This is a genomic window from Rothia sp. P5766, assembly GCF_048513555.1.
GTDB lineage: Bacteria > Actinomycetota > Actinomycetes > Actinomycetales > Micrococcaceae > Rothia.
Window position 1 is genome coordinate 1 of sequence record NZ_JBLXXS010000023.1, and the last position, 16,741, is coordinate 16,741.

17 protein-coding genes are annotated in these 16,741 nt (G+C 58.0%); 4 read left to right on the top strand and 13 right to left on the bottom strand.

The features are described from left to right. The first annotated feature begins 108 nt into the window (after window positions 1–108). Window positions 109–1,188 carry a MauE/DoxX family redox-associated membrane protein gene (locus ACN08V_RS10005; protein ID WP_419105445.1) on the top strand — a complete coding sequence of 360 codons (1,080 nt, stop codon included), beginning with the start codon at window positions 109–111 and terminating at the stop codon, window positions 1,186–1,188. A gap of 109 nt (window positions 1,189–1,297) precedes the next feature. Here the strand turns inward: ACN08V_RS10005 and ACN08V_RS10010 are convergent, their stop codons facing one another. Next, on the bottom strand, window positions 1,298–1,993 hold the full coding sequence (locus ACN08V_RS10010; RefSeq protein ID WP_419099979.1) for a hypothetical protein: 696 nt from the start codon (window positions 1,991–1,993) through the stop codon (window positions 1,298–1,300). Window positions 1,994–2,058: 65 nt separating this feature from the next. Between ACN08V_RS10010 and ACN08V_RS10015 the strand changes: the two genes are divergently transcribed. Continuing rightward, window positions 2,059–3,039 (top strand): hypothetical protein, encoded by a 981-nt coding sequence (locus ACN08V_RS10015; protein ID WP_419099980.1) that lies wholly within the window; start codon window positions 2,059–2,061, stop codon window positions 3,037–3,039. A gap of 244 nt (window positions 3,040–3,283) precedes the next feature. On the opposite strand, the gene ACN08V_RS10020 is transcribed toward ACN08V_RS10015, so the two are convergent. Beyond that, entirely contained in the window at window positions 3,284–5,215 is a 1,932-nt protein-coding gene (locus ACN08V_RS10020; RefSeq protein WP_419105446.1) for an NHL domain-containing thioredoxin family protein, read from the bottom strand. Between the two features lie 267 nt (window positions 5,216–5,482). On the opposite strand from ACN08V_RS10020, the gene ACN08V_RS10025 reads away from it, so the two are divergent. Then, on the top strand, window positions 5,483–6,874 hold the full coding sequence (locus tag ACN08V_RS10025) for an amino acid permease (protein ID WP_419105447.1): 1,392 nt from the start codon (window positions 5,483–5,485) through the stop codon (window positions 6,872–6,874). Window positions 6,875–7,122: 248 nt separating this feature from the next. After that, entirely contained in the window at window positions 7,123–7,299 is a 177-nt protein-coding gene (locus tag ACN08V_RS10030; RefSeq protein ID WP_419105448.1) for a hypothetical protein, read from the top strand. Window positions 7,300–7,371: 72 nt separating this feature from the next. Here ACN08V_RS10030 and ACN08V_RS10035 read toward each other — a convergent pair whose 3' ends face one another. The 11 genes from ACN08V_RS10035 to ACN08V_RS10085 form a co-directional block, all read right to left on the bottom strand. Next, on the bottom strand, window positions 7,372–9,585 hold the full coding sequence (locus tag ACN08V_RS10035) for a cytochrome c oxidase assembly protein (RefSeq protein WP_419105449.1): 2,214 nt from the start codon (window positions 9,583–9,585) through the stop codon (window positions 7,372–7,374). Window positions 9,586–9,634: 49 nt separating this feature from the next. Next, on the bottom strand, window positions 9,635–10,978 hold the full coding sequence (locus ACN08V_RS10040; RefSeq protein ID WP_419105450.1) for a Dyp-type peroxidase: 1,344 nt from the start codon (window positions 10,976–10,978) through the stop codon (window positions 9,635–9,637). Window positions 10,979–11,065: 87 nt separating this feature from the next. After that, window positions 11,066–11,737, bottom strand: coding sequence for a copper chaperone PCu(A)C (locus ACN08V_RS10045; protein ID WP_419105451.1), 672 nt, complete (start codon window positions 11,735–11,737; stop codon window positions 11,066–11,068). A gap of 33 nt (window positions 11,738–11,770) precedes the next feature. Beyond that, window positions 11,771–12,364 carry a copper resistance CopC family protein gene (locus ACN08V_RS10050; protein ID WP_419099987.1) on the bottom strand — a complete coding sequence of 198 codons (594 nt, stop codon included), beginning with the start codon at window positions 12,362–12,364 and terminating at the stop codon, window positions 11,771–11,773. A gap of 35 nt (window positions 12,365–12,399) precedes the next feature. Beyond that, window positions 12,400–12,987, bottom strand: a complete 588-nt coding sequence (locus ACN08V_RS10055; RefSeq protein WP_419105452.1) for a hypothetical protein — start codon at window positions 12,985–12,987, stop codon at window positions 12,400–12,402. 237 nt (window positions 12,988–13,224) lie between these two features. Continuing rightward, the gene (locus tag ACN08V_RS10060) at window positions 13,225–13,512 is read right to left on the bottom strand and encodes an HU family DNA-binding protein (protein WP_419099989.1); all 288 of its coding nucleotides are present in this window, start codon (window positions 13,510–13,512) and stop codon (window positions 13,225–13,227) included. Window positions 13,513–13,592: 80 nt separating this feature from the next. Continuing rightward, window positions 13,593–13,898 carry a 30S ribosomal protein S14 gene (rpsN, locus tag ACN08V_RS10065; protein ID WP_419099990.1) on the bottom strand — a complete coding sequence of 102 codons (306 nt, stop codon included), beginning with the start codon at window positions 13,896–13,898 and terminating at the stop codon, window positions 13,593–13,595. A 3-nt stretch (window positions 13,899–13,901) separates the two neighbouring features. Continuing rightward, window positions 13,902–14,072 carry a 50S ribosomal protein L33 gene (gene rpmG / locus ACN08V_RS10070; protein WP_185173514.1) on the bottom strand — a complete coding sequence of 57 codons (171 nt, stop codon included), beginning with the start codon at window positions 14,070–14,072 and terminating at the stop codon, window positions 13,902–13,904. A gap of 2 nt (window positions 14,073–14,074) precedes the next feature. Continuing rightward, window positions 14,075–14,311: a 50S ribosomal protein L28 gene (rpmB, locus tag ACN08V_RS10075; protein ID WP_083090534.1), complete on the bottom strand. Its 237-nt coding sequence runs from the start codon at window positions 14,309–14,311 to the stop codon at window positions 14,075–14,077. Window positions 14,312–14,868: 557 nt separating this feature from the next. Next, window positions 14,869–15,672, bottom strand: a complete 804-nt coding sequence (locus ACN08V_RS10080; RefSeq protein ID WP_419099991.1) for an SGNH/GDSL hydrolase family protein — start codon at window positions 15,670–15,672, stop codon at window positions 14,869–14,871. Between the two features lie 137 nt (window positions 15,673–15,809). Next, entirely contained in the window at window positions 15,810–16,565 is a 756-nt protein-coding gene (locus tag ACN08V_RS10085) for a siderophore-interacting protein (RefSeq protein WP_419105453.1), read from the bottom strand. Window positions 16,566–16,741: the final 176 nt, after the last annotated feature.

Here is a 16,741-nt window from a genome sequence, read left to right on the forward strand (position 1 = left end):
TAAACATGATGCTCACTAAACTGCCCTCAGGTGGCGAGCCCCACCCTTTTACCGGGGCGCTCCTGCGCGTAGGCTAAAAGTAAACGATTTCCTCCCTTAAGGCAGGCTATGAACCCCCTTGTGCTCTGCACCCTCATCATCATTGTGACCCTGGCCGTCAGCGGCTACGCCAAGGTCAAAGAGCCAACCAGCACAGTCACCGCGATCGTGAACCTCAAGCTGAACAGATTCCTCCCCGTCAAGCTTGTTGCCCGGGTACTTCCCTGGGCTGAGCTGGCCCTCGCGGTGGCCCTCCTGGTGCTCCCCGGCACCTTCCAAATCCTTGCCGCCCTAGCTTCCCTTGCACTCTTCGCAAGCTACTGGGCAGTTATCGCCCGTGCCCTGGTACAAGGCAACACCGCAAGCTGTAACTGCTTCGGTGGCGCCTCAACCGCCCCCACCTCAGTCTTTACTCTCATTCGGAACACCGCTCTCTTCTTGGCCTCAGCGGGTGCGCTCATCGGTGCCCTCAACACCGGTGGCTCTGCTATTACCCAGCTGCTCGCTCTAGATTCAGCTGGTTGGCTCTGGCTCATTGGTGCCTTTTTAGCTTCACTCACCCTATGGTCCATCAACCGGGCCGAAAGCCTGAAAACACCCCCTAGCCAGCAGCTCGAGCAAGCACCCCCGGCGGCTGCCGCTCAGGCAGAGGACGACTATATCCGCACTCCCATCCCCTACTCCGCTCTCTACTACCCCGCGGAGGATCCCACCTCTTCTAGAGACGGCACCGGCCAGCAAACCAGCCTCCGTGACCTGGCACTAGCCCAGGCCCGCATCATCATCTGGGTCTCCCCCGGCTGCGGACACTGCCACAAGGTGGTGAACAAGCTCGCAGGTTGGCAGGAGCAAATCCCAATGATTGCTCTTCACCCGGTAGTTGCTAGCGACAAGGACGTCAGCGCATTTGCCATGGCGCCCCATATCCAGGTCCTCATTGACCCCGGCTTTATGACCCGCAAACTGTTCGGTCAGGGAACCCCCGGCGCCCTAGCGCTGGGCATGGACGGTCTCCTAGCCGGCGGACCTGTCACCGGGGGTGACAATGTCATCACCTTTGTCGAAGACATCATTACCGAAGTCACCCAGGACTACCCCAACCATGTCCAAGACGGTTCCTCTACTCCTGACGGTACCCGCCAAGCTTAAGCGCGTCCCCTCATCCCTTCATGGGGTAGATCAGATTGAAAAGGCCGGTCTAGCTCATCAACCCAGCTAGACCGGCTTCTGCTCAAATAGCCTGTGACCCTTGCCCAATTTAGAGGATACTGAACTGCTGTAGAGTCTCCTCTGGTAGGAAAGCCGCCACCGCCAAGGCAATCAGGAAGGCTAAAGAGATAGCGCCGAGTACCGTGGACTTCCAGCCGGGGTGAAGCTCATTGAAGGTTACAAGCCCGGGGTGCTGGGTTTTCATCTGGGTTACGTTAATAACCTTGTATACAGTGGTTTGCGGTGAGATAGCTGTAGCAATGGCGCGCATAGTCTTGGCGTCCCAGATACGCCCATCAAGACGGAAAATCCGTTTCTGCTTCGAATTAAGAGCCCACAGGGCTGGGGCCCCTTTGAACCGTAAAGCAGCGATACCCTTTAGTTCTTTACCCGATGCTTGTTTGGGGGTAAGGCGCTCAGCCAGAACGGTATGTTCGATGTCGGCAAGGGGAACAGTTTCCCAGCCCACGAGTTTGCCCCGCAAGATATGGCTATTGGTTTTGACAATAATCTGGGGTCGTAAAACGGAATAGATAGCGCAAATAGCTCCCAGGGCAATAAACACCAGTATGACCATCACGATAGGGGTGGGGCGTTTAGTCAGCATGAACCAGATGCAGGCTAAGGCAAGGACGGTGCTGGGGACACCGGCGATAAGCCTGCGATGGTAGGAGTGGATACGAGGGTGGTAGATAGCCCTTACTTGGCCGTATTTCTCGGGTACTTGGTGCACGTGTTCTGCCATGGCTCTACTCTATCGACATAGTCGTGCCTCTCCGGGCACAACCCGGCGTGAGCTACATTTAAAGGGTGCATTTTCGTTCTTCTGTTGATCGTGTCCTTGCCTACTGGGTGATGGGGGTTGCTCTTGCTATCCTCCTAGCGCTCGGCTCTCTCGCTCTCATTAACCGGCTGGTGTACGGCCCCGAGGGGCAGGTTCGTGCCTATTTTGCGGCTTTGCGGGAGGGGGACGGCGCCAAGGCACTCGGCATCTTGGGGGTTGAAGCACCCGATGCTGGAGCGGCTGTGCTCGACGGCAAGGGGCTTAAGGCGGCAGTCGATTCTCTGCACAATGTTGATTTGACCACCCTAGAAATTACCGATGGAGGGCAGAAGGCCACGGTTCGGGCCTCTTATACTCTGGACGGTCAGGAGGCCAGCACAGATTTTTCTCTGCACAAGGTGGGCTCCCACTGGGGTGTATTCGATAGCTGGAACATAGATCTGGAAGAGCTACCCACGGTTAAGGTGGAGTCTCCCATGGTGCAGGCGGCAACCCTCAATAATGTGAAAGTAGCTATTGCCGACGGCGATGAGGACTTTGGTGCTTTCTTTCCAGGGCTTTACACCGTGACCTATGAGTCAGCTCTGTTCTCTGCAAGTTCTGACCGGGTGGCACTCACCTCAGCCGAGGGTGAGCCGACACTGAAGGTGGCTTTGGAGCCCTCCGATGCGGCTAAAGCCTCAGTTCAGCAGCAGGTGCGGACCTACCTTGATAGCTGTGCCACCCAGAATTCGCTCTACCCTGCCGGGTGCCCTTTTGAGTATGACTTCACGGGCCGGGTCAGTGGGAACGTGACCTGGACGATTAAGGAGTACCCGGAGCCAGCAGTGAGCCTCGATGGCAATAGGTGGAAGCTCGGTCCGGGTAAGGGAATCGCTGAGATTTCGTTTACACAGCTTGATCTCTACACCGGTAAGACTAAGCAGGTCACGGATCAGGTTCCTTTCAAGCTTTCAGGAAGGCTAACTACTTCTGACCAGACCATTACCTTTACACCGGCTACGTAACTTATTGGCTTTTACGGAGCTCATCTCACTGTCTGCCCTCCTAGGAGGGCAGACAGTTTTCTATGGGTTTTAACTGTGGGATGTGTGCCTTGAGCATGCCGTGTTCGCCAACTAGCTCGGGGCTGGCGTTTAGGGGTGTTGACGAACGAGTGACTGGCCTTGCTCATGCCGTGTTCGCCAACTGGTTCGGGGCTGGCGTTTAGGGGTGTTGACGAACACCGTATGAGCAGAGGCAATAAGCCCCCTAGTTAACCCCGCGCAGATCAAGCACCAGGTCTGATTCATCTCCCTGGTCGCCGGTCACAACTACAGGTAGCCCCCAGTCCTGCTGGTAGAGATGGCAGGCCGCGTGATCCGGAATCTCACCCCCAGGTTCCCCATCACAGGCAGCCGCGCGGGCGGTAATGTGTAGGACCGCTTCGGTAATTTCTGGGTTGAGGCGCAGGGTGCGGGTGAGCCCCTGGGCGGTACCAGCTCCCTCCAGGATGAAATTTTCGGGGGTGGACGAAATCTTGAGCTGGGTGGGGTCGCCCCAGCGGGTGTCGAGTTTCTGCCCGGTGGGTGCGCTGAAGCGGGCGGTGAGGTTGAGGGTGCCGCCGGTGAGACGGGTAGATTTGCGGGTGACCTGAGCGGTGCCTTCGTCCACGTGTTGTATGGCTTCAGGGATGCTGATGCGCACGAGCTGGTGGGCGTTGGCTTCTACTGCGATGAGGCGGGAGCCGCCGTCATGGGTCTGTTCTACGATCAGGTCGGAGGGTTCTGCCAGGCCGCGTGCCAGGGTTCCTAGCTCCCCGCTGGCAGGGTCAAAGCGGCGGATTGCGCCGTTGTAGGTGTCGGCAATGGCGATGGAGCCGTCGGCTAGTTCGGTCAGGCCCAGGCAGTGTTGCAAGCGGGCTTGGGGGTGGGGTCCATCGACGAAGCCGAAGTCGAAGAGGCCGATGCCGATTGCGGTGCTGACGGTGGCTTCTGCGCCATTGAAAGTGATGTGGCGTAGGGCGCTGGTTTCTGAGTCGGCAACCCAGATGGAGCCGTCAGCGCTTTCGATGATGCCGGAGGATTGGGCGAACCAGGAGTCTGCGGCGGCACCGTCTTTGAGGCCTTCGGCACCGGTTCCGGCGAAGACGTCGAGTTGGCCGGTTTCGGGGTTGTAGCTAAAGATTTGGTGGGTTCCGGCCATGGCGATGAGGAAGGCTCTGGCGGCGCGGGAATAGACCAGGTCCCAGGGGGATGAGAGGGCCACGGTGAGGGGGTCGGCGCCGGTGGCAATGTAGTTGGGGTCTTGGCGAGCGCTTTGGCCATCGATCAGGCGTTGGGTTCCGCTTCCGGCCAGGGTGGTGACTTCTCCGGTAGCTAGCTGGAGGCCGCGGATACGGTGATTGACGGAGTCTGCGATAAGTACGTCAGCGGCAAGTTCTTGGCGCAGGTGTTCGGGGACGAGGGCTAGACCTTGAGGCTCGTTGAAGCGGGCGGTGGCGGCGTTACCGTCTGCGTAGCCTTTTTCGGTGCCGCCGAAGGTGGCCAGGGGGGTTTCGAGGTCTGCTCCTAGGTGGACGAGCCGGTGGTGGGCGGTGTCGGTGACCAGGTAGGTGCCATCGACTCCTGCGAGGTCGGCGGGCAGGGCCAGGGCTTTGCCGGGGAAGGCGAAGGTGCCTTGGGCTTTGGGGCGGGGAACGTAGGGTCCGTCGCCGCGGTGGAGGGTGCCCTGCAGGTCGTGGGTTTGGACGAGTTCTTCGACCAGGCAGGTGAGCCCTTGGACGTGGCCTTCGCCGGAGAGGTGGGCGATGATGTAGCCTTCGGGGTCGATGACGACCAGGGTGGGCCAGGCCCGGGCGGTGTAGGCGGCCCAGGTCTCGAGGTTGGGGTCATCGAGGACGGGGTGGGTGATGTCGTAGCGGTCTACGGCGGCGGCGAGCGCCTGAGGGTCTGCTTCGTGTTCGAATTTGGGCGAGTGGACGCCAATGGTGACGAGCACGTCGGAGTATTTTTCTTCGAGGGGGCGTAGTTCATCGAGTACGTGCAGGCAGTTCATGCAGCAGAAGGTCCAGAAGTCCAGGATGACGATTTTGCCCCGGAGTTTTTCGAGAGAGAGTTCTTGGTCACCGGTGTTGAGCCAGCCTCTACCGACAAGTTCTGAGGCACGGACTTTGCTCTGGCGTGCGGCTGCATGATCTGCCATGGGTGTACCTTTCGTGTGTGCCCTGAGGGCGTTCGGTTTGTTCTGTACCAGCCTATCCAAGGAGCTGGGTGGCGGTTATTTGTTGCGCTCTGTGTAGTGGGAGCCGGTTATAGAACTCAACTGTGCGTAATAGTTGCGTAACAGCTAGGATTGTCTGCGGTTGCTACCGTTGGTGGGGCCTGACCACGGGGGAAGTTTTTCCGTATGCCGATGGTTATGTTTGGGGTGCGTGCCGGTTGGTGCGCTTTTACGCTAAAGAAGGTTCATGTGAGCTCTCCGCATCAAGCTGGTTCTTTACCCCCGGCTTCTCAGAAGCTGGCGAGGTCCTTGCGGCCGCGTCACCTGTCGATGATTGCCCTGGGCGGGGCGATTGGGGCTGGTTTGTTGGTGGCTTCGAGTACGGCCATTGTGACTGCTGGTCCGGCGGTTATTTTGACCTATCTTTTGGCTGGTGGTGTGCTGGTTTTGGTCATGCGGATGCTGGGTGAGATGTCGGCCCGGACTCCTGAGACGGGGTCGTTTTCAGTGTATGCGCGACGTTTTATTGGCCCGTGGGCTGGTTTTTCTGTGGGTTGGCTGTACTGGTGGTTTTGGTCGGTGACGGTGGCGATTGAGGCTACGGCGGCGGCTCAGATTGTGACGGCGTGGCTGCCTGCTTTGCCCCAATGGTTGCTTGCGCTGGTGTTTGTGCTGGCTTTTATGGGGTTGAATCTGCTGTCGGTGCGTTCTTACGGTGAGGCTGAGTTCTGGTTTTCGTCCATTAAGGTGGGAGCTATCGCCGTCATTATTGTGGTGGGGGTTCTTGCCCTGCTGGGGATTATTCCCAGTTCCACAGCTTCTTGGGGTAATTACTCGGCTTCTGGTGGGTTCTTCCCTCACGGTGGGGGTGCCGTGTTTGCGGCCCTGCTGGCGGTTATTTTTTCGATGTTTGGGGCTGAGATTGCCACGGTGGCGGCTGGGGAGTCGAGTAACCCAGCGGTTGCGGTGACTAAGGCTGTGCGTTCGGTGATGTTCCGGGTCCTCTTCTTCTATGTGGGGTCTGTGGCGGTTACCCTGCTGGTGATTCCGTGGACGGCTGTGACAGGTGGTGTTTCGCCTTTCGTGACCATGTTTGAGGTGCTGGGTATTCCCTGGGCTGGTTTGGTCATGAATGTTGTGATGTTGACTGCCTTGTTGTCTTGTTTGAACGCTAGCCTGTATGCGGCGTCCCGCATGGTCTTTGCTTTGGCGGAACAGGGCGATGCTCCGGCAACCTTCTCCCAGGTATCGAGCACCAGGGCCCCGCAGAACGCTATTGTGCTCTCTTCTCTCATTGGGTTGGCCTCGGTTCTGCTCAACTATTTCATGCCGGATCAGGTCTTTGCGCTGCTGGTGAATTCAACCGGTGGGGTAGGCATTTTTGTGTGGTTGATTGTGGCTGTCTCCCACCTGCGGAGCCGCCGTTTGCTCCCTGCCCGGAGTGAGCAAAGTGCTCTGTACTCCCCCGGCTGGCCCTGGGTCAACTACCTGCTGATTTCGGCCCTGGTGGCCCTGCTAATTTATATGGGGGTTACGGAGGCGCACAGGCTAGAGGTGCTTATTTCGCTGGCTGTGGCGCTGACTCTGTCGCTGATTGGTTTTCGGGTGCATACGGGTGGCCCAGAGAACGGTATAAAATAGCCAGATTTTTTGGGGACAAATAGTGGGGACAGAACCCAGGCGTACGGAGGATACTGGGGAGTAACCCCTGGTCGGTAGAAGCACCTTGTCCCCATATATGGTGGGACGTTCAGGCTTTTGACAGAGAACCCACATGTCACCTGCATACCTACTGGCTATAGTGAGGGTAAAGCAGACCTGCGGTTGGTCTTCCCACTCTCTACCGCCGGTAGCTCTTCCCACCTGTCCCTGCTGTTTGGAGGCTCCCCATGACTCAACAGACCGACTCTTGCCCCGCATCTGCTCTATACCAAAAAATTGCCAGAATTTCTGCCCGCTTGGAGCAGGTCACCCCGCAGTTCGATGGGGCTGTTTCTGTTATTTCTCCTGCTCACCGCGCTGAAAGTGATGAGCAGAGCGCCAAGCCCTGGGGCAAGGCATCCTAGGTTTGATGAGCTATCACCAGCTCATATTGGCGTGGGGCAGGTCTTGTTGAAGATCTGCCCCACTTTTTCTGCCTAATGCTCGCGGGAGTCCTCATCAGCGAGCTTGGCTAGCATGTCGTTGTAGGCATTGAGCTCCGCGTTGCCGTCGCGGTCGGCTTGACGGTCCACACGGCGTTGGACTTTCTTGTCGTTCATTGACCATTGGACAGCCACCGATACGGCAATCACCATGGTTGGTATTTCGCCAATTGCCCACATGAGTGAGCCACCTAGCTGTTGGTCCTCGATAGCCGATAGACCCCAGGGCCGCCCTAGGTTCCCGAACCAGGAGGCTTGAAGGAGGGTATCCATCTGCATGATGGCAATCCCTACAAAGGCGTGGTAACCCAGGGTCGCGATGATCAGCAGAAGTCGCATGAGGTGGGCTGGGCGGTAGGGGATGGGGTCGATCCCGATGAGCACCAGGCTAAAGATGTAGCCGGTAATCAGGAAGTGAATCAGCATAAATTCGTGGCCTACGTGGTAGCGGAGCATGACCCCGAAGAGCGGGGTAAAGTAGACAACCACAATGGAGCCAGCAAAATTCACCGCCGCGAAGATGGGGTGGGTGATGACCTTTGACCAGCCAGAGTGAACCAGGCGCAGGATCCATTCGCGGGGGCCGCGGGTGCCGTCCTGCCGTGGCTCTAGAGCGCGCAGGAGCAGGGTAATGGGGGCTCCGAGCACAAGGAAGATAGGGCAGACCATGGTCAGGAACATGTGCTCAACCATGTGTGCTGAGAAAAGTACACGGGCGTAGACCGTCAGGGCACCAGAGGTGATGTAGAGCAGGATAAAAAGCCCGAAGAACCAGGATAGGGTACGCCCGATGGGCCATTTACCGCCCACACGGCGAACTTTGAGCAGTGCCCATAGGTAGGAAAAACCTGCGCAACAGATGAAAGCGACCCAGAACCAGTCAAAGCGCCACTGGGTGAACCACTCGGCTACATGGGGTTCGGGGGGCATGTCGTAGAGGGTGATGATGCGGACCGGTTCCGCACCGGTGGGCAGGGTTTCTGGGGCAGGTGGCGGGGTACGTGAGAGGGAAACGGCTAGACCGCTGGTGATGCCCATGAGTACCAGCTCGCACAGGATGGCTGACCAGATGCCGCGTGCCGCCCCCAGGTTTCCTGCCTGCATCTGGGGTATTAGGCGCAGGCGGTGGATAGCACCCAAGGCACCCAATGCCAGGGTCAGGGTGAGCTTGGCCAGTACCAAGGCACCGTAGGTGGTAGTGAAAAGTTCACCTAGGTGGTTGAGCCGTACCAGGGCGTTCACCATACCGGAGAGTAAAACCAGAATAAAGCCAAAGAGCGCAAGAGTTGAATAACGGCGTAGAACAGCAAGGGCCAGTGGTGCCCTGCGTGAGGTGGCGGTTTCTTGCCCGCGTTTGGTTTCTACCAGGGTGCCGCTACCGGCGTCCTTTGCTGAAATTGTGCGGCAGATGTAGGCCAGGGTGATGAGCCCGCCGCACCAGAGCACCACGCCGAGTAGGTGCAGTCCCAGAGAGTTCACAGCTCCCATGTGGTCATCACCGCCAGAAGAGTGACCGCCCAGGGCCATGGTGACAATTCCTATCAGGGAAAGGCCAAAGGTTAGGAGTAGGCCGGTCAGGGACCGCACAGCAAAAACCAGGGTAGCGACGACTGCCGCAACCACAATCATGGTGGCCTTTTCTTTACCCGAGTCGATGGTGGTCATGAAGCTGATCAGCTCGGAGGTGTAGTCTGTACTCCCTGAGGGGGCACGGCCCGAGATATCGGCATAGCTAAAAATCAGTACCGCGATAGCGGTCAGGGTCCAGGTAACCGAGGCCGCTGAGGCCAGGTTCATGATCGCGATGAAGGCCGGGTGCTCTGGACGGTGCAGGTTCTTTTCACGCTGGCGGGCAGTAGATGCATGGGCCATGTTGACGTTGACCCGCCCCCGCGCAGAGTCGAGGAACCGAGGAACCAGCCCCAGAGCAAACAGCAGGGCGCCCATGGTCGTGGCCATAGCAAAGTTTTGAACTGTCTCAGCTACGGGTAGGCCCCAGCGCACTACCGGGCCGGCATCGGCCAGGTCGGTGCCGGTGTTAATACCGGTCACCGCCATGCTAATCACCAGGGCCACGAGGGCTACAACGGGGAAAGCCCAAATCAAGTTTCCGGCAAGCCCCTCCCCTGTGCCTGCCGGTCGAATCCGGCCTGTGGTCGGTGAGCTGTCGGATCCCCGCGATTCCTTGCCTGTCTTTTGCGCTGTCATGGTGTGTGTCCTGCCTTCTCTCTCAAGCTAAGTCTGCCTGGGGGGTGGTTTAGCGGAAAAGGCTCTCGCCGATAAACCCGCCTTCGGAGCACCCGGCGGGCAGGGCAAAGACCGCAGACCCGATCGGAACGGTCCAGGTGTTGAGCATATCCAGTTCAGCCAGCCGTTGCTGAATGGGAAGGAACTGGGTCAGGGGGTTAGCCTGGTAAGAGCAGAAGATGAGGCCCGATGAGCTGACCCCGCCCTCTGCTTGGTGGTGCTCAGAGAAGCCTGAGGCGTTCTGGACTGGCTCGTCGTAGTTGTAGCCCCGGCGGAGTATCTGTTCCACCCGTTTTTGGGGCGCAGCCCTGCGAATGTGGGCGTAGGGCGCAATGACGGTGAAGCCCATGTCGTTAGTTGCCGACAGGTCAGCGGGGTCACGTTCCTGGGTGCCGGTTAGGGGCGCGCCGTTGGTGAGGTTGCGCCCGATAGCGTCCTCGCGGGCAGGACGATCCGCCTGGTCCCAGGTATCCAGGTTCATGTGAATACGTCGAATCACCAGGGAGGCCCCGCCCTCTTCCCAGGGGCTCAGTTCCTCGTGCTTACCCCAGACAAAGGAGTCCATAGAGCCGTCCTGGGCGGATGGATTGATGGTGCCGTCCACCTGCCCAAAGAGGTTGCGCATGGTCTGGCCTTGGTTTTGGCTGCCGTAGGCGCGGCGGAAGCCCTCCTGAACCCAGCGTACCGACCCGAAAGTACGAATGTTCTTGAGCAGGACGCGCTGGGCATGGGCTAGGGTAAAACGGTCGTCACTGCACAGTTGGAGCAGTAAATCACCGTCCTTCCAGCGGTCTTGGAGCTGATCAATCTGCTCAAAAACGGGCAGGGGTTTGAGCCAGTCCGGTTTCTTTTCTGGGGCAACGATGTCAAAGATACGTTCGCCAAAGCCGAAAGTGACCGTCAGGTTGGCAGGAACCAGAGCTAGCTCTGGTTCCTGATCGGTCAGGGGTGCGATCCCCCCGGTCAGGCGGGCCGCATCAGCGGTAAGAATCCGCAGTAAACGGCGCACACCCTCGCGGTCTAGTCCGCTGTTGAGGTCAATAGCGATAAAAGAGGCGTAGCTGGGGGCTGGCGTGTCGATGCCAGCCTGTCGGGGCCCATAAAAGGGAACCTGTGCGCTCTGAAGCGGCGCTGTAGTTTCGGCCTGGTTCTCTGTCTGCTGGGCACCTGCGTACTGGCTGGCAAGGGTAGCGGCAACACCCGTTCCCGCGCCCAGGGCCCCGGTTAGAGCTAGTCGACGGTCGATGCCCCGGGGTTCTGGTGAGTCTTGGCTTGTCTTGTAGCTGGCGTCGTCCGGTGCCTTATCTGCGCCGCCCAGGGCCCGTTCTAAGTCCTCATTAAATGAGCTACTCATGGTGTTTTCCTTTGGTGGTACCTGCCCCGGTAACGCGGTGCGGAACCGGGGCAGGTCAGTAGCTAGCGTGAGCTAGCTAGGGTTGGGTTAGGCGCACTGTGGCAGGGTTGCTTCTGCGCTAGCGGTGCCGGAGGTGTCCATGGAGTGCATGGAGTGCATGGAGTGGTCGGTGGAGTCGCCCATGGTTTCAGCAGCAGGGCTTGTTGCCTGACCGGGAGCGTATTCTTCCTTAGCTCCACTGTAGTCACGGACCTCGGCGTCAAAGCTGTATTCACCAGCTGAGGTTTCCAGTGTGATGGTGTCACTTGCACCGGCAACCAGTGAGCACTTCATGCCCATGAGCATGATGTGGTCGCTACCGGGTGCCAGTTCCAGGGTTGCGCCGGGTTCAATGGTGAAGCCACCCTCTACTTTCTTCATGGTGCTGGTTCCGGTAGCAGAGTCGATGACGGTGGTGTGAAGCTCCACCATACCCGCAGCGCTGCTCCGGGCACCGGTGATAGTGATGGGCTGGTCGCCGGTATTGGTGATGCGGGCAAAGGCACCGGTCATATCGCTGGTATTGGCTTTGATCCAGCTTTCTTCTGCGACCAGGCCGGTTTGGCTGGTGGCGCTGGGAGCGGCACTGGCGGCAGATGAGCTTGCAGTAGCGGTGGCGCTACCGGTGGCAGCGGTCTGGTCTGATGAGCCGCAGGCGGTCAGAGCGAGCAGGGCGACAGCTGCCAGGGCAGCAGGGCGGTAAATCTTATGTGATGACATAGTGAAATCTTCTTTGTTTAAAAGTTGGTGGGTTTACTTGCGCTTAGTTTTAGCGAGTACGACGGTCAGGGCAGTACCAAGTGCGGCTGCCGCAACCACAGCAAGAACAATTTTCATGGGGGTCGAGAGCCCCTCTGTTGCTGAGGCTACAGGGTCAGATGCAGCGGCGTTAGATGCCGCTGAGCTACTGGGATTGGTAGCAGTGACGGTTGACCCAGCATCTGTGCTTGCGCCCTGACCCACATCGTAGGTGAGGGTTCCCTGGATCGGGTGACCGTCGGATGAGACCACACGCCAGGCAACGGTGTAGGTCTCGTCCTCATCACCTGCTGTCAGGCCCTGGGTTACGCTTGTTCCCTTAACCTGAGGGTCACCCTGGGTAACGTCTTCCCCGGCTGCGTTGGTCACACGTACCTGGTTGGCACCGTCCATCTGCATGATGTTGCCGCTAAAGGTGAGTTCTAGCTGGCGGGGAGCTTGGGACAGGCTAGAGCCGTCCGCAGGGTTCGTGGAGATAAGCTCGTCATGGGCCGTCGCGGCGCTTATTCCCAGCAGGCTGGTGCCTGCCAAAGTGGCTACCGCTAAGAAAGCACGAGCTGTTGTTGAGGCTGTATGAGCCTTGGTCATTATTGTTCCTTGCTATCGCATCGATACATAAGTTGTTAGGGGTGCATAGCAAGGGCGGGCGGGCCGCGCGTCAGCCGGCAGGTGCCCAGGGTAGCGCCCCTTATTGAGCCTGGGCGCTGAAAACCGGGGATGTGGTGTTTGGCGGGCAAGAAGCCGCGCAGATGGAAAGGGGTGAAAAATCTCTGTGCCGCTTTGAGCAGAGCCCTGAGCAGGGAGTACATCTGCTCACCATAGGCCAGCACAGCGTAGGTGGCTAGAGCAGCACAGAGGTGCCCAAACCACATGGCTAGGCTCTGAGGCTCGGCATGAAGGGCGCTGACCTGCAGTTGCGCGCCGTGGATGTGGCTCGTATGTACTTGACTGCCGGCCGTCAGGGTAGCCGACTGGCTGTGGCTGTATAGCCCGTGAAGTAGGCCCTGTCCGGCTAGTACACCAGTAGCCAAACTGAACTGACTGAGTTTGACCCGTGTAGCCCCTAGCGTCAGGAGAGCAGCCAGGGAGGTAGCCAGAGCAAGAATCAGGGGGTTGGGCAGGTGCCCGCCGGCAAGCAGGTGAGAGCTTGCGCCGAAGCCAGTGGCTGCGCAGGCAACGAACCAGGCGCGTATGAGCTGACGCTGGCGCATAGTTTCTCCCCTCCCTCGTGCTGTAGGTCAGAAGATTAAAGCTTTGGTCCCAATCTTCTGCGGTGGCCTACCCCGGAGAAAAATTTATCTGCGATCCTAGGAACGCCCGGGGTTACAGGCTTATTATCTCACAGGCTAGTGGTCTCAGGCCCCTCGGCTTGGTCCTGATTATAGTTTGAGAAAGCAAAAGGGCCACCCCGTACTCGGGGTGGCCCTTTTCAAAGTCTGCTCAAGAATTTACTTCTTGGAGGAGACTGCTGCCTTCAACTTTGAACCAGCGGTCAGCTTGACGCCGTGACCAGCAGGAATCTGAATGGTTTCGCCGGTCTGGGGGTTGCGACCGGTACGAGCTGCACGGTCAGTGCGCTCAATGGCCATCCAGCCGGGGATGGTGATTTTCTCGCCCTTAGCAACAGATGCTTCAAAGACCTGGAACAGTGCGTCAAGGACGCCGTTCACTGCAGCCTGGCTGGTGCCGGCCTTCTCTGCTACCTCTGCTACGAGTTCGCTACGGTTCTTAGCCATGGAATGCTCCTCCTGAGACTTTACAAAAAGTGAGTGGCTTGGGTTAGCCCTTTCACAAGGCTAACCGTATCAGCTACAGATTACCAGCTTGACTTGGTAACACCGGGTAGCTCGCCACGGTGTGCCATCTCGCGGAAGCGGACACGCGAAATGCCGAACTTCTGGAAGGTGCCACGGGGGCGGCCATCGATCTGGTCGCGGTTACGAAGACGAACGGGTGAAGCGTTGCGGGGTAGCTTCTGGAGACCCAGGCGGGCTGCTTCGCGCTCTTCGGGGGTTGCGTTTTCGTCAACCAGGGTCTTCTTCAGTTCCAGACGCTTTTCAGCGTAGCGTGCAACGATGACCTTGCGCTGCTCGTTGCGAGCAATCTTGGACTTCTTAGCCATTGTTTAGCGCTCCTCTCGGAAGTCAACGTGCTTACGGACAACGGGATCGTACTTCTTGAGAACCATACGATCGGGGTTGTTACGGCGGTTCTTACGGGTAACGTAAGTAAAGCCGGTGCCCGCAGTGGACTTAAGTTTGATGATAGGACGAACGTCCTTAGCCTTTGATGCCATGTTTAGATCTTCTCTCCGCGTGCAAGAATGTCAGCAACTACTGCGTCGATACCACGTGCGTCGATCACCTTGATGCCCTTTGCAGAGACGTTCAGGGTTACGTTGCGACGAAGTGAGGGTACGTAGTACTTCTTCTTCTGCACGTTCGGATCGAAACGACGCTTGTTGCGGCGATGCGAGTGCGAAATGCTGTGTCCAAAGCCGGGAACAGCTCCGGTCACCTGGCAGACAGCTGCCATAGTTTTCTCCTCCAAATGTTGACGAAATGACGGTACGCAGTTGGCGCTTACCAGCCGAAGCCGATAATCAGCAATGGGCGTCCCGTCACCTAATAGGTAGAGCACCGGGTTATTCTCCAAGGCTAGAGTGTTTGAGACTCATCTTCGGGTGAGAGGCCGAAGTGAATCCCCGCCGCGGGAAAAACGGTGAAGCTTAGGCGAACGAGAGGTGTTGCCACCACTACGAACAGCCTTAAAGTCTAGGTAATTACGGGAAACCACGCAAGCTCAGACCCCAATAAAAAGCTTGCGACAGCCGGTGCTGGGCTACCTGCTCCGGTCTTCGCAAGCTTAATCCTCGGGCCCAAATTTGCGCTTGAACCTTCCGTCAATTCTACCGTTTATTTAACTTTTCGCAAGTCATTTCAGGCTTTAATCGGCACTCTCAGGTTCTTTATGCGCGTTTTAAAACTCGCGCTCTCACAAGGGCAGGGAGCTAAATTACACGTGTGTAATCTTGAGTGTGACGTTAACTTCTTAACTCTTTTAATCCTTTAAAGGAGCTGTTAATCTACCTTCTACCCCTCTTCGGGGAGCGCATCAAAGCGGGTCCATTCGGGGTATTTGGGTGCGATGTTGTCGCCGGAACTTGTTCCGCGCAGACGGCGGCCGATCCAGGGCACCACAAATTCACGGGCCCACTTTGCATTCGCCAGCGCCTCCTGGGCGCGGGTCTGAGGCATTGATTCGGGTACGACGGGGTCACCAATACGGATATTCTCAGCGCTCAGGGTTTCCAGTGCCCGGCGGGCAACCAGAGTATGGCCAGCAGGGTTCATATGGAGGCGGTCCGGTGCCCAGTACCTCAGATCTCTCAGCTCGCGCATACGCCAGTAATCGACGATAGCCACGCCCCGGTCCTCTGCGACTTCACGCAAGAGCTCGTTGAAGAGCGCCACACGGGCCCGGTTGCCGCTAAAGAAGCCCTTGGGTCCGGGGTCAAAACCGGTCATGGTAAAGACCTCAATATTTTCGTCGCGCAGGGTTTTGAAGGCCGCATCATAATGTTGGATGAGGGCGTCAACATCGAAGCCTGGGCGGAGTGAATCGTTGCCGCCCCCAATCAGGCTGACCAGGTTAGGTTTAAGCTCAAGGGCGGGTTCTAGCTGCTCTTCAATGATGGGCACGAGCAGGCGGCCCCTGATTGCCAGGTTAGCGTAGAGAGCCTGGGGGTCAGCCAGCATAAACTGTTCAGCCACCCGGTCGGTCCAGCCGCGTACACCGTTGGGGCGGTCGGGGGCATCGTCGCCTACGCCTTCGCTCAGAGAGTCGCCCAGTGCTACATAGCGGATACTTTCGTCGCGGCCAAGAACGGACATCATGGGTGTGCCTCTCAGGTGTAAATGCTCAGTACACCCGCCACTTTACTCCTTTTTGCAGAGATGCAAAGAACTCTTGCCCGTGATATCAGTCCCCTGGCTTTCTGCTATCCCCTGCCTCCATTGGCGCTCCAAGGATTTTACGAGTCTGAGAGCTCTCTGCTCTTGCCCATTTCCTTACCCTGTACCCAGTAGGCGTGCACGTACATAAAGTCTTTGGGTATTTTAGCTTCTTTGAGTAGGTAGCGACGGGTGGGTAACAAGACTTTTGCTTCGCAGACTAGGTGGGGGTACCAGCCCTTCCAGTCTGTGCTTTGAGCTTTCTCTAGCAAGGTTTCAGCGCTGGGTTGGATCCACTCAATCGTGATGTTCTGATGGTGGCGTAGCGGGATTTGGTGGTGGCTGGGTTGCCAGTCTAGCAACCAGACTTTGAGTGGGAAGCTGTCTGCCAGCTGGTCTGCCAGAGCATTGACGTAGGGTATGCCTGCTGCGTCTGCCACAAAGATGAAGCCTTCAGGCTTGTTTGGGGGGAGGGAGAAGGGGCTTGAGCCGTAGTAGGAGGCTTCAAAACGGTCACCGGCAACGGCAGTTTCTGCCCACCGGCTGGCTGGGCCGGCGGGTTGGTGTAGAAGAAAGAGGAGGGTGAATTCGCCGGCTTTGGGGTCGATGTCGATCATGGTGTAGCCCCGCATGACTTCTTTGGCGGGGTGGTCTGGGTCTGGGAACCAGCAGCGCAGGTATTCCCCTTCAGCCGGGGTGTAGGTTCTGAGGAACTCTGGGGAGGATATTCGTAAGGCTTTCATGGTAGGGCTGTGCATCCAGGTTTTAGTGACGGTGCAGGGGAGGTCTTCTGCCCGTAGGAGTTTCAAAATTGCCCCGTTAATGCCCCTGCCCATTGCGGCGCCCCTTCCTTAGCCTGTCTTTAGATTGAGCTGGTCACAAGTCCAGCCTGTTCTCATTCTGTATTTCTTAGGCTACCCTAACTTAGCCGAGGAGTTTAGTAGATCAGGGCGCAGTTTCCGAGCGCGCAAGGAAAGAAAACTGCGACCGAATGGTCACCGGTTGATGGTGC

Bases quoted from the DNA above. Each gene is read 5' to 3' on its own strand.
- ACN08V_RS10005 (WP_419105445.1), top strand. From the start codon at position 109: ATGAACCCCCTTGTGCTCTGCACCCTCATCATCATTGTGACCCTGGCC.
- ACN08V_RS10010 (WP_419099979.1), bottom strand. From the start codon at position 1,993: ATGGCAGAACACGTGCACCAAGTACCCGAGAAATACGGCCAAGTAAGG.
- ACN08V_RS10020 (WP_419105446.1), bottom strand. From the start codon at position 5,215: ATGGCAGATCATGCAGCCGCACGCCAGAGCAAAGTCCGTGCCTCAGAA.
- ACN08V_RS10030 (WP_419105448.1), top strand. From the start codon at position 7,123: ATGACTCAACAGACCGACTCTTGCCCCGCATCTGCTCTATACCAAAAA.
- ACN08V_RS10035 (WP_419105449.1), bottom strand. From the start codon at position 9,585: ATGACAGCGCAAAAGACAGGCAAGGAATCGCGGGGATCCGACAGCTCA.
- ACN08V_RS10040 (WP_419105450.1), bottom strand. From the start codon at position 10,978: ATGAGTAGCTCATTTAATGAGGACTTAGAACGGGCCCTGGGCGGCGCA.
- ACN08V_RS10045 (WP_419105451.1), bottom strand. From the start codon at position 11,737: ATGTCATCACATAAGATTTACCGCCCTGCTGCCCTGGCAGCTGTCGCC.
- ACN08V_RS10050 (WP_419099987.1), bottom strand. From the start codon at position 12,364: ATGACCAAGGCTCATACAGCCTCAACAACAGCTCGTGCTTTCTTAGCG.
- ACN08V_RS10055 (WP_419105452.1), bottom strand. From the start codon at position 12,987: ATGCGCCAGCGTCAGCTCATACGCGCCTGGTTCGTTGCCTGCGCAGCC.
- ACN08V_RS10060 (WP_419099989.1), bottom strand. From the start codon at position 13,512: ATGGCTAAGAACCGTAGCGAACTCGTAGCAGAGGTAGCAGAGAAGGCC.
- rpsN (WP_419099990.1), bottom strand. From the start codon at position 13,898: ATGGCTAAGAAGTCCAAGATTGCTCGCAACGAGCAGCGCAAGGTCATC.
- rpmG (WP_185173514.1), bottom strand. From the start codon at position 14,072: ATGGCATCAAAGGCTAAGGACGTTCGTCCTATCATCAAACTTAAGTCC.
- rpmB (WP_083090534.1), bottom strand. From the start codon at position 14,311: ATGGCAGCTGTCTGCCAGGTGACCGGAGCTGTTCCCGGCTTTGGACAC.
- ACN08V_RS10080 (WP_419099991.1), bottom strand. From the start codon at position 15,672: ATGATGTCCGTTCTTGGCCGCGACGAAAGTATCCGCTATGTAGCACTG.
- ACN08V_RS10085 (WP_419105453.1), bottom strand. From the start codon at position 16,565: ATGGGCAGGGGCATTAACGGGGCAATTTTGAAACTCCTACGGGCAGAA.